Annotated in this window: 7 protein-coding genes; all 7 read left to right on the top strand. The window is 65.1% G+C overall.

Annotation, left to right across the window (positions count from 1 at the left end; translation table 11 throughout):
• Nucleotides 1–23 precede the first annotated feature (23 nt).
• The 7 genes from AC5P7F_RS01420 to AC5P7F_RS01390 all read left to right on the top strand — a co-directional run bounded on the left by AC5P7F_RS01420 (nucleotide 24) and on the right by AC5P7F_RS01390 (nucleotide 12,288).
• Complete coding sequence (locus tag AC5P7F_RS01420; protein WP_014647752.1) at nucleotides 24–1,061, top strand: LacI family DNA-binding transcriptional regulator; 1,038 nt, start codon at nucleotides 24–26, stop codon at nucleotides 1,059–1,061.
• A 78-nt stretch (nucleotides 1,062–1,139) separates the two neighbouring features.
• Entirely contained in the window at nucleotides 1,140–4,220 is a 3,081-nt protein-coding gene (locus tag AC5P7F_RS01415; protein ID WP_481462502.1) for a TonB-dependent receptor, read from the top strand.
• Between the two features lie 243 nt (nucleotides 4,221–4,463).
• On the top strand, nucleotides 4,464–6,068 hold the full coding sequence (locus AC5P7F_RS01410; protein WP_014647750.1) for a glucoamylase family protein: 1,605 nt from the start codon (nucleotides 4,464–4,466) through the stop codon (nucleotides 6,066–6,068).
• 4 nt (nucleotides 6,069–6,072) lie between these two features.
• The gene (locus AC5P7F_RS01405; protein WP_164077314.1) at nucleotides 6,073–7,413 is read left to right on the top strand and encodes an extracellular solute-binding protein; all 1,341 of its coding nucleotides are present in this window, start codon (nucleotides 6,073–6,075) and stop codon (nucleotides 7,411–7,413) included.
• Nucleotides 7,410–8,291 (top strand): ABC transporter permease subunit, encoded by an 882-nt coding sequence (locus tag AC5P7F_RS01400; RefSeq protein WP_164077315.1) that lies wholly within the window; start codon nucleotides 7,410–7,412, stop codon nucleotides 8,289–8,291. The genes AC5P7F_RS01405 and AC5P7F_RS01400 overlap by 4 nt, the downstream gene beginning before the upstream one ends.
• On the top strand, nucleotides 8,288–9,124 hold the full coding sequence (locus AC5P7F_RS01395; RefSeq protein WP_006456347.1) for a carbohydrate ABC transporter permease: 837 nt from the start codon (nucleotides 8,288–8,290) through the stop codon (nucleotides 9,122–9,124). The genes AC5P7F_RS01400 and AC5P7F_RS01395 overlap by 4 nt, the downstream gene beginning before the upstream one ends.
• The gene (locus tag AC5P7F_RS01390) at nucleotides 9,121–12,288 is read left to right on the top strand and encodes a discoidin domain-containing protein (RefSeq protein WP_164077316.1); all 3,168 of its coding nucleotides are present in this window, start codon (nucleotides 9,121–9,123) and stop codon (nucleotides 12,286–12,288) included. Before AC5P7F_RS01395 ends, AC5P7F_RS01390 begins: the two co-directional genes overlap by 4 nt.
• Nucleotide 12,289 lies beyond the last annotated feature (1 nt).

The following is a 12,289-nucleotide window of genomic DNA, read 5'->3' as shown; positions in this document are numbered from 1 at the left end:
GCCAATGCTGGTAGGTCCAAGCCGTGGAGGGCGGCTTCGTGAACAAGGCAGCTATCACAATCAAAGACGTCGCACGCGAAGCCCGGGTCTCCGTGGCCACGGTTTCCCGCGCGCTCAACGGGCATGAAAATGTCGCCGAACCGGTCCGCCAGCTTGTGCTGGAGGTGGCCGCACGGCTGCGTTACACCCCGCATGCCGCCGCCCGCAGCCTGAGCAGCCGCCGCACCAATACGGTGGGCGTGGTGCTGCCTGACCTGTACGGCGAATTCTTCTCCGAACTGATGCGCGGCATCGACGGCGTGGCCCGCAACCGCCGCCAGCACCTGCTGGTGTCCAGCTACCACGGCGACCAGGAACAGCAGGGCGCCGCCCTGCGTGCCATGCGCGGCCGCGTCGACGGCCTGCTGGTGCTCTCGCCCTATGCCGAGAGCCCGGGCTTCCTGACCGACAATCTGCCGCAGTCGCTGCCGACGGTGTTGATCAACACCTATCTGCCCGGGCAGGACCATCCGGTGCTGAGCATCGACGACCACGCCGGTGCGATGGCGATGACCCGCCACCTGCTGGACGCCGGCCACCGCCGCATTGCCTTCATTTCTGGCCCGGACCTCAACTTCGACGCGCGCGAGCGCCTGCGCGGCTTCCGTGACGCGCTGGTGGCGTTTGGCAGTGGCGCCGAAGGCATCGAGCTGCCCGGTGATTTCGACGAAGCTTCCGGCCATCGCGCCGGTCAGGAGTTGCTGGCAGCCGGAGCGCTGCCCGATGCCGTGTTCGCCGCCAACGACATGATGGCCCTGGGCTGCCTGTATGCGTTCACGCAGGCTGGTGTCCGTGTGCCGGCCGATGTTGCCCTGGCAGGTTTCGATGACATTCCACTGGCGCGTTTCGTCCACCCGTCGCTGACCACCATGCAGGTCAGCATCGCCGAGCTCGGCGACCGGGCCATGACGCGTCTGATGCAGTTGATGGACGGCACCTCCACGGATGGGACAGGGGACAAGCAGACCCTGGTTCCCCGCTTGATAGTTCGCGATTCCACCACTCCGCCATCCGGCCATTGAAGCCAGAGGCGTTCCTTCTTTTTTTTGACTGATCGCAGGGACCGCGCAAGCGGTTACCGCCACCCGGAGATTGAGTTGATGATGCATACCACCTTCCGCATGCCGGCGCGCCGGCTGCTGAGCACCGCACTGGTCAGCTGCCTGATGCTGGCCGCCGCCCCCAACGTCATGGCGCAGTCGGCCAACGCCAGCCTGCGCGGCCAGGTTGCCGGCGCCCAGGCAGGTACCGAAGTGACCGCCACCAACGTGGCTACCGGTACCGTCCGCCGTGGCACCATCCGCGCCGACGGCAGCTACTCGCTGATGGGCCTGGACCCGGGTACCTATGACGTGGTCGCCAACGGCCAGACCCAGAAGGTCACCGTCACCGTGGCCTCGACCGCGACGCTGAACTTTGCCGGTGCCGCCAGCAGCACCCCCGGTTCGACCGCGGCCACCAACCTGGACACCGTCAACGTCGTCGCGCCGACCCTGCTGCAGGAAGTGCGCACCTCCGAAGTCGGCAAGACCGTCAGCCTGCAGCAGATCCAGACCACCCCGCAGGTGTCGCGCAACTTCCTGGAGTTCGCCGACGCGGTGCCGGGCATGATCTTCACCCGTGACGCCAAGGGCAACACCTCGCTGCGCGGCGGTGCGACCAACGCCGACGGCACCAACGTGTACATTGACGGTGTGGGCCAGAAGAGCTACGTCAAGGGCGGCGGCGTGGCCGGCCAGTCCGGCAGCGCAGGCAACCCGTTCCCGCAGCTCGCCATCGGTGAATACAAGGTCATCAGCGGCAACTACAAGGCCGAGTACGGCCAGGTGTCCAGCGCCGCGATCACCGCTGCGACCAAGTCGGGTACAAACGAGTTCAAGGGCGAGACCTTCTATCGTTACACCAACGACAGTATGCGTGCGATGACCCCGGCCGAACGCCAGCCGGGAAAGAGCAAGGAAGAATCGGCGGAGAAGGAATACGGCTTCGCGCTGGGCGGTCCGATCATCAAGGACAAGGCCCACTTCTTCGTGACCTACGAAGCCAAGCGTTTCGATCTGCCAGTGACCATTGCCCCGAATGGCGCGGTCACCAGTGCTGCCTCGCAGCTGCCGGCGGCGGCCGCCGCCGGCCTGGGCCCGGCCAGCCAGCCGTTCAAGCAGGACCTGATCTTCGCCAAGATCGACGTCGAGCCGACCGACAACGACCGCATCGAGTTCACAGTCCAGGATCGTGACGAGAATCAGCAGCAGTTCAGTGACCAGACCTCCAAGGAGCATGGCAAGGTCACTGACAACACAGACCGTCGTTTCGCGCTGCGCTGGAATCACAGCGGTGAGCGCTTCTACAACGAGCTGATGGTCACCCACGAGAAGTCGTTCAACAACCCGCTGCCGCTGACCCTGGGCAACGGCTACGTGTACACCGCGCCGGACGGCCGTGACATTGACGGCAACACCCCGCAGGAACGCACCATTGTGGAAATCGGTGGTGCCAGCGCCTTCGCCTCGCAGGTGAAGGGCCAGAAGGGCTGGTCGATCGAAGACAACCTGACCCTGGACGGCTTGGAGTGGGCTGGCGACCACACCATCAAGATGGGCGCCAAGTACAAGAAGATCAATCTGTACGCCTCCGACGCGCAGCAGATCAACCCGCAGTTCTACTACACCGTGGGCAACCCGGAATTTGGCATTGATACGCCGTACAAGGCGCAGTTCACCAAGCCGATTACTGGTGTCAGTGGCGTGTTGCCGGAAGTACGCTCGAAGACCACGCAGATTGGCTTGTTCATTCAGGACGATTGGCAGGTCAACGACCACCTGCAGTTGAACCTTGGCCTGCGTTGGGACTACGAGAAGAACCCGACCTACCTGGACTTCGTGACCCCGCCGGAAGTGGTCAGCGCGCTCAATGCGCAGGATCCGCATGGCCCGGCCGGGCAGAGCTACGCGCAGACGCTCGCGTTGAGCGGCCTGAACATCAACGACTACATCAGCAACGGCCACAACCGCAAGGCATTCAAGGATGCCTGGCAGCCGCGGCTGGGCTTCTCGTATGACATCAATGCCGACGAGCAGCATGTGATCCATAGTGGCGCCGGTCGTTCCTACGACCGTGATCTTTTCGACTACCTGGCGTTGGAAACCACCAAGCTGGCCCTGCCGCAGCCGACCGTGTACTTCCGCGACCCGCGCAGCGGAGCCTGCCTGTACGGGCAGAACCCGTGCTTCGATTGGAACCCGAACCTGCTCAATGGCATCGGCAACGTGCAGGCCCTGCTGGGCAGTACCAGCAACGAAGGCCTGGAAGTGGATCTGCTCAACAACAACTTGAAGGTGCCCTACGCGGACCAGTTCAGCCTGGGCATGAGCAACCAGATCGGGGAGTGGCTGACCGACGCCACCATCTCGCGCACGCTGACCTATGATGGCTTCGCCTACACCTTGGGCAATCGCTTCCGCAACGGCAACTTCTTCGACAACCAGATGCTGTGTGGTGCCGAAAAGCCAACCTACGGCCAACCGTGGGGTTGCAACATCCCCGGCTTCGGCAGCCTGATCATTGGCCAGCAGGGCATCAAGACCCGCGCTACCCAGATCCTCCTGTCTGCGCAGAAGCCGTACACCAAGGAAAGTGGCTGGGGTACCTCGATCGCCTATACCTGGACCACTGCGCGCCACAACCGCAACATCGACGAGCACTACTCGTTCGATCGCGGCACCATCGGCGAATACCCATACATCAAGTCCAACGGCGCGCCGCGCCACCGTCTGGTGGTCACGGGCTCCTACGATGGCTTCTGGGGCATCACCTTCGGTGGCAAGCTGACCTTGGCCACCCCGGTGGCGGGCAACGACTGGTCCTGCGTGGCACAGGCCGGCAACCCGAACTGCCTGCCGACCCCGGCCGCCGGCTACCCGGGGGGCAACGGCCGCTTCCTGCTCGGCGGCAAGATCTTCGGCTACCGGTCGCTTGACCTGCAGGCGACCAAGACCTTCAAGCTGGCCGGCGATACCGAGTTGTATGCGCGTATCGACATCATCAACGTGCTCAACTTCGACAACTTCTCCAACCTGAACTACGTGAAGAGCGACGGCAAGCTGCTGGTGAGCTACAACGAGACCGGCGACATCGTCGGTACGCCGCGCCAGGTCAAGGCCGAAGTGGGCTTCCGCTTCTAAGCCCGGGCGGTGATGCATGACCCGATGCCGCCGGCTCGCTGGCGGCATCGGTGAAAACGGCAATGGCCGGCCCCGTGCCGGTCCATTGCCCACGCCGCTGCCGGCCAGGGGGCAGCGGCGTGGGCAATGATCGCGGTGTCAGGCCACGTTTTTCGTGGTTTTTTAAGCACACACCTTGTAAACGATTTCAGATCATTGGACGGTATGCTTTCCCATCGATCAGACCACCGGAGGAACCGCGCCATGCAGGCACGCCATCTGTTGTCCGCCGCAGCGCTGAGCCTGGCCGTGGCCGCCTGCCAGCCGGCCCAGCAGGAACCTGCCAAACCGCGCCCGCCGGTGATCCTGATCGAGGCCGATGCACCGCCTCGGCCCATGAAGCCTGAGCTGCCGCCGCTGTTCGATGACATCGAGCGCCGCACCTTCCAGTTCTTCTGGGATACCACCAACGAGGTCAACGGGCTGACCCCGGACCGCTACCCGTCGCGGCCGTTCGCCAGCATCGCCTCGGTCGGCTTCGCGCTGACCGCCTATCCGATCGGCATCGAGAACGGCTGGGTCAGCCGCAACCAGGCGATCGACCGCACGCTGACCACGCTGAAGTTCTTCCGCGACGTGCCGATGGGCCCGCAGCGCACCGGCAAGGCCGGTTACAAGGGCTTCTACTACCACTTCCTGGACATGCAGGAAGGCCGTCGCTACGACAGCTGGGTCGAGCTGTCATCGGTGGATACCGCGCTGCTGATGATGGGCGTGCTGTTCGCGCAGTCGTACTACGACGGTGATGATCCGCGCGAGAAGGAAATCCGCCAGATCGCCGATACGTTGTACAAGAAGGTCGACTGGCCGTGGCTGCAGCAGCGTGCACCGCTGATCTCGATGGGCTGGTTCCCGGAGAGCGGTTTCATCGACCACGACTGGATGGGCTACAACGAGGCGATGATGGTGTACATCCTCGCCCTGGGCTCGCCGACGCACCCGGTCAGCCCGGACGCGTGGACGGTGTGGACGCGTACCTACGACAACGACTGGGGCGTCTACCAGGGCCAGGAATACCTGTCCTTCGGCCCGCTGTTCGGCCACCAGTACAGCCACGTCTGGATCGACTTCCGCGACATCCAGGACGCTTACATGCGCGAGCGCGGCAGCACCTATTTCCTCAACAGCCGGTCGGCCGCGCTGGCCCAGCGCGAATATGCCATCGCCAACCCGATGCAGTGGAAGGAGTATGGCGAGAACGTGTGGGGCCTGACCGCCAGCGATGGTCCGCAGAACACCACGCAGGAGTACCGCGGCGAGCAGCGCCAGTTCCGCCACTACTCCTCGCGCGGCGCCGGCCTGCGCGAGAACTTCGATGACGGCACCATCGCCCCGACCGCTGCGATCGCCTCGGTGGTGTTCGCCCCCGAGCAGGTGATCCCGGCCACGCTGGAGATGCACAAGCGCTTTGGCGACTACATCTATTCCAGCTACGGCTTCCTGGATTCGTTCAACCCCAGCTTCAACTACGACATCCCGATCAAGACCGGTCGTCTGGTTCCCGATCGCGGCTGGGTCGCCAGCGACTACATCGCCATCGACCAGGGCCCGATCCTGACCATGATCGCCAACTACCGCGATGACTTCGTCTGGGAAGTGATGAAGAAGAACCCGTACATCCGCAAGGGCCTGGAGCGGGCCGGGTTCAGTGGCGGCTGGCTGGCGCCGGAAGGGTCGTTCCAGCCGCTGGAACTGCAGAAAGACGAAAAGGCCGCGGCAGCACGCGCGGTGGGTATCGCCGAATCACGCGCGGCTGCCGCGCAGGAACAGAAGAACAATGCCAACCGCACCACAGGCCAGGGCAAGTAGCCCGATGCCGAACTGGATCGACCGCCTGCGCCGCTGGGCGCTGCCTGCCCTGGCCGCGTTGGCCGTGGCCGGCTGCGCCCGTACCGAACCGGGCACCACCACCGTGCGCTTCTGGGCGATGGGCCGCGAAGCCGAGGTGGTCAGCGAGCTGATCCACGAATTCGAGGCCGAAAACCCCGGCATCAAGGTGGATGTGCAGAACATCCCGTGGACCGCCGCGCATGAGAAGCTGCTGACCGCGTTCGCCGCCGACGGCCTGCCGGACGTGTGCCAGCTTGGCAACACCTGGGTGCCGGAGTTCGCCGAACTCGACGCGCTGACCCCGCTGCAGCCGTTCGTGCAGCGCTCCACCGTGGTCGACCCGAAGGACTACTTCCAGGGCATCTGGGATACCAACGTGATCCACGGCGGGCTGGTCGGCGTGCCGTGGTACGTCGATACGCGCCTGATCTACTACCGCAAGGACCTGCTGACCAAGGCCGGCTACGACCACCCGCCGCGTACGTGGCAGGAATGGGAAGAGCAGATGGCGGCGATCAAGCGCATGCAGGGCCCGAGCCGCTACGCGGTGCTGATGCCGATCAACGAGTTCGAGCAGCAGCTGTCGCTGGCCTTGCAGCAGCCCGACCCGCTGCTGCGTGACGACGACACCCGGGGCAATTTCTCCAGCCCGGGGTTCCGCCGCACGCTGGGCTTCTACGCCAACATGTTCGAGCAGGGCTGGGCGCCGAAGATGTCCGAGACGCAGATCTCCAATGTCTGGGACGAATTCTTCCGCGGCTTCAACGTGTTCTACATCTCCGGCCCCTGGAACATCCGCGAGTTCAAGAAGCTGCAGCCGAAGGAACTGGAAGGGCAGTGGGGCACCGCCGCGCTGCCGGGGCCGGACGGTCCGGGCGCGGGCATCGCCGGTGGTACCAGCCTGGTGATCTTCCGCAAGTCGCAGCAGAAGGAGGCGTCCTGGAAGCTGATCGAATTCCTGTCGCGGCCGGAAATCCAGGCACGCTTCCATTCGATCATTGGCGACCTGCCGCCGCGCCGCAGTGCGTGGAACACGCCGTCGCTGGCCAATGACCCGCTGGCGGCCGCGTTCCGCGATCAGCTGGAGCGGGTCAGGCCGACGCCGAAGGTGCTCGAATGGGAGCGCATCGTGCAGGAAATGCGCATCGTCACCGAGAAGGTGGTGCGCGGTGGCCTGCCGCAGGACAAGGCCGTGGAAGAGCTGGACCAGCGCGTGGACAAGGTGCTGGCCAAGCGCCGCTGGATGCATGAACAACAACGCCTGCAGGAGCGCGCGCCGTCGCCGCAATCGAGCAGCGCCGTGGCCGCCGGGAGCGCGCAATGAAACGTACTTCGCTGGCCGGCTGGATCTTCGCCGGCCCCTCGCTGATCGTGCTGGGCGTGTTCTTCGGCCTGCCGGTCGCCTCGGCGCTTGCACTGAGCGTGACCGACTTCGACCTCTATGCACTGGCCGACAGCGGCAACCTGCGCTTCGTCGGCCTGGGCAACTACATCGACCTGCTGCAGACGCCGATGTTCTGGAAGTCGCTGTGGAACACCACCTACTTCGTGCTGATCGGCGTGCCGTTGTCGATCGGCGTGTCGTTGGGCGCGGCGATGCTGCTCAATGCACCGGCCGCGCGCTTCAAGGCCCTGTTCCGCACGGCCCTGTTCGCGCCGGTGGTGACCACGCTGGTGGCGGTGGCGGTGATCTGGCGCTACCTGTTCCATACCAGCTATGGCCTGGTGAACTACGGCCTGGGCCATCTGGGCATCAGCCCGATCGACTGGCTGGGTGATCCCAACTGGGCGATGCCGACCATCATGCTGTTCGCGGTGTGGAAGAACTTCGGCTACAACATGGTGATCTTCCTGGCCGGCCTGCAGGCGATCCCGCATGACCTGTACGAAGCGGCGCGCATCGATGGTGCCTCGCGCTGGAAGCAGTTCCTGCACATCACCCTGCCGATGCTCGGCCCGGTGCTGCTGGTGGTCGGGGTGATTACCGTGTCCGGCTACTTCCAGCTGTTCGCCGAACCCTACGTGATGACCCGCGGCGACCCACTGCAGAGCACCGTCAGCGTGCTGTATTTCATGTTCGAGGAAGGCTTCAAGTGGTGGAACCTGGGACGTGCCTCCGCCGTGGCGTTCCTGCTGTTCCTGATCATCCTGGCGGTGACCACCGTGATGCTGCGTTTCGGTCGCAAGAGGCAGTTGGTATGAGTCGTGAAATCGGCCAGTCGCGCTGGTACCCGTGGATGATCAATGGTGCGTTGCTGGTGCTGGCCCTGGTCAGCCTGGCACCGCTGCTGTGGATGGTCTCGGTCTCGTTCATGCCGCAGGGCGAGGCCAGCCATTTCCCGCCGCCGCTGCTGCCTTCGAGCATCACCACGCACAACTACCATGAACTGTTCGCGCGCACCGGCATGGGCGGCAACTTCGCCAACAGCCTGCTGGTGTCGCTGGGCATCACGATCGGCTCGCTGCTGCTCAACACCATGGCCGGTTACGCTTTCGCCAAGCTCAACTTCGTCGGCCGCGAGCGCCTGTTCCAGGTACTGATGGCGGCGCTGGTGATTCCAGCGCAGGTGGCGATGCTGCCACTGTTCCTGCTGATGAAGCAGCTGGGGCTGGTCAACAGCTTCGGCGGCGTGATCGTGCCGGCGCTGGCCAGCGTGTTCGGCATCTTCCTGGTACGCCAGTACGCACGTTCGATCCCGGACGAACTGCTGGAAGCGGCGCGCATCGACGGGGCAGGGGAGCTGCGCATCTTCTTCCAGATCGTGCTGCCGATGCTCAAGCCGGTGCTGGTGACCCTGGCGATCTTCACCTTCATGGGCGCATGGAACGATTTCATGTGGCCGCTGATCGTGTTGACCGACCAGGAGCACTACACTTTGCCGGTGGCGCTGGCCACCCTCTCGCGCGAACACATCATGGACGTGGAAATGATGATGGCTGGCGCGGTGGTCACCGTGGTTCCGGTGCTGGCGCTGTTCCTGGTGCTGCAGCGGTACTACATCCAAGGTCTGTTGCTGGGGAGCGTCAAGGGATGAAGCGAGCGATCGCCGTTGGACTGGGACTGTTGTGGACCTCCCTGGCGATCGCCGCACCACCGGCACTGCCGGCGCCGAAGGTGCTGGACGACTTCGACGATATCGGCGCCTGGAAACTGGTGCTGTCCGACCAGGTCAGTGGTTCGCTGCGGCCGGTCAGCGGCGCCGGCGGCGGCCGTGCCCTGTGCCTGGACTATGATTTCCACAAGGTCTCCGGCTACGTCGGCATCCGCCGCGCGCTGAACATCGACTACCCGGTCAACTACCGTTTCGGCTTCCAGCTGCGTGGTGATTCGCCGGCCAACGACCTGCAGTTCAAGCTGATCGATGCCAGCGGCGACAACGTCTGGTGGGTCAACCGCCCGGGCTACAGCTTCCCCAAGGCGTGGACACCGGTCGAATACCGGCGTCGCCAGATCGACAAGGCGTGGGGGCCGTCGCCCGAGAAGGAGATGGCGCGCAGCGCCGCGGTCGAGTTCACGATCTACAGCAAGGTCGGTGGCCGCGGCACGGTGTGCTTCGACAAGCTGACCCTGCAGGGCCTGCCACCGCAGGATGATTCGGCACTGGTGCCATCTGTCATCGCCGATACCGCCACCGCGCTGCAGGACCGCATGATCGATGGCAAGGGCGATACGTTCTGGATCAGCGGCGGGGTCAAGCAGCAGACCATCAGCCTGGACCTGCACAAGAGCCGCGAGATCGGCGGTGCGGTGATCGACTGGCTGCCGAACCTGGAAGCCAATCGTTACACCGTGCGGACGTCCGAAGATGGCCGGGACTGGCGCACTGTGCGCGAGGTGACCGGCGGTGCGGGTGGCCGCGACTGGCTGGCGCTGCCGGACACCGACGCACGCTACGTGCGTTTCGATCTGCTCGATGGCCCGAACTGGCGCTATGGCATCCGTGACATCACGCTCAAGCCGCTGGCGTTCGCCGCCACGCCGAACGCCTTCCTGTCCTCGGTGGCGGCCGACCTGCCGCGCGGTTCGCTGCCGCGTGCGTATGTGGGCGAACAGCCGTACTGGACCCTGCTCGGCCTCGATGGCGGCCAGGAACAGGCGCTGATCAGCGAGGACGGTGCGCTGGAGCCGGCCAAGGGCAGCTTCAGCATCGAGCCGTTCATCCGCCTCGACGGCAAGCTGCTGGACTGGTCGAAGGTGGCCACTACCCAGTCGCTGCAGGACCACTATCTTCCGATCGCCAACGTCGACTGGGTGCACGAGAAGGCCGGCCTGGCGGTGACCAGCTTCGTGCAGGGCACGCCGGAGCGCGCGCAGTTGATCGGCCGCTATCGGCTGAGCAATCCGGACAAGGTGGCGCACGAGTACACCCTGGCGCTGGCGATCCGCCCCTGGCAGGTCAACCCGCCGACCCAGTTCCTCAACACCGTCGGCGGCTTCAGCCGCATCGATGCGCTGGACGTGGGCGAACAGCTGGTACGCATCAACGGCGAGCCGCGCATCTATCCACTGCAGGTGCCCGATGCCCGTTTCGCCAGCACGTTCGATGGCAAGCTCGATGCGATGCATCTTGCGTCCGGAAAGTATCCGGCCACTACGGCAGTGAAGGACAGTACCGGCATGGCGTCCGGTGCGCTGCTGTATACGATCAAGCTGGAACCCGGGCAGAGCCGCGAAGTGGCAGTGGTGCTGCCGCAGACCGGGAGCTGGGCGCCGCAGGCGCTGGACGTGGCCAAGGCGCAGGCGCAGGTGGCCGAACAGTGGCGGCACGCGCTGGGCGTGGTCTCGCTGCAGGTGCCGGCGGCAGGCCAGGCCCTGGTCGACACCCTGCGCACCGCCGTGGCGCACATGCTGATCTCCCGGGTCGGCCCGCGCCTGCAGCCGGGCACGCGCTCGTACGCGCGCAGCTGGATCCGCGACGGCGCGATGATTTCCGAAGGCCTGCTGCGCATGGGGCGCAGCGATGCCGTGCGTGACTACATCAACTGGTATGCGCCTTACCAGTTCGAGAACGGCAAGGTGCCGTGCTGTGTCGATGCGCGCGGCAGCGACCCGGTACCGGAGAACGACAGCCACGGTGAGCTGATCTACAGCATCGCCGAATATGGGCGCTATACCGGCGACAGCACCTTCGCCGAGCTGATGTGGCCGCACGTGCAGGGCGCCTACAGCTACATGGAGCAGCTGCGTGCCAGCGAGCGTACCGAAGAGAACCGTGCGCGCAATCCGGCGTTCTACGGGATGATGCCGGCCTCGATCAGCCACGAAGGCTATTCGGCCAAGCCGATGCATTCGTACTGGGATAATTTCTGGGCGTTGCGCGGCTACAAGGACGCAGCATCGCTGGCGGCCCAGCTGGGCAAGGTCGAAGCGATGCAGATCGCCGAGTCGCGTGACCAGTTCCGTGATGACCTGCAGGCGTCACTGCTGTCGGCGATGCAGCAGCACAACATCGACTACCTGCCGGGCTCGGCCGAGCTGGGCGATTTCGACGCGACCTCGACCACCATCGCGCTGGCGCCGGGCGGCGAGCAGGGCCGGCTGCCGCAGCAGGCGTTGGAGGCGACCTTCGAGCGCTACTGGAAGGAATTCGTGGCCCGCCGCGATGGCAAGCGCGAGTGGAAGGACTACACGCCGTACGAATGGCGCAACGTGGCCGCCTTCGTTCGCCTGGGCTGGCGCGATCGCGCCTGGCAGGCGACCGAGTTCTTCTTCAAGGACGGTGCGCCGCAGGCCTGGAACCAGTGGGCCGAAGTGGTCTCGCGCACGCCGCGCAAGCCGTTCTTCGTCGGTGACCTGCCGCATGCCTGGGTCGCCTCGGACTTCGTGCGCTCGGCCCTGGACATGTTCGCCTACAGTCGTGACATGGACGATGCGCTGGTGTTGGCCGCCGGCATCCCGACGGCCTGGCTGCAGGGCGAGGGCATCGCCGTGCAGGGCCTTCGCACGCCGCAGGGCCAGCTCAATTACCGCCTGCAGCGCAGCGACAAGCAGCTGGTGCTGGAGGTGCAGCCGGGCCTGGTGCCACCGGTCGGTGGCGTGGTGTTGCCGTGGCCGTACGCCGGTGATCCGGGCGAGGCGACCATCAACGGCGAAGCGGCCGAATGGATCAACAAGGAACTGCACGTGCACCAGCTGCCGGCACGGGTCGAGATCGATGTACCGGGCGCGGTGCGCCGCGCCGAGCGCAAGGGGCAGTAAC

Source organism: Stenotrophomonas sp. YJH_SMC_105-26, from assembly GCF_059368915.1.
This window is presented reverse-complemented; position numbering and strand designations above follow the sequence as displayed.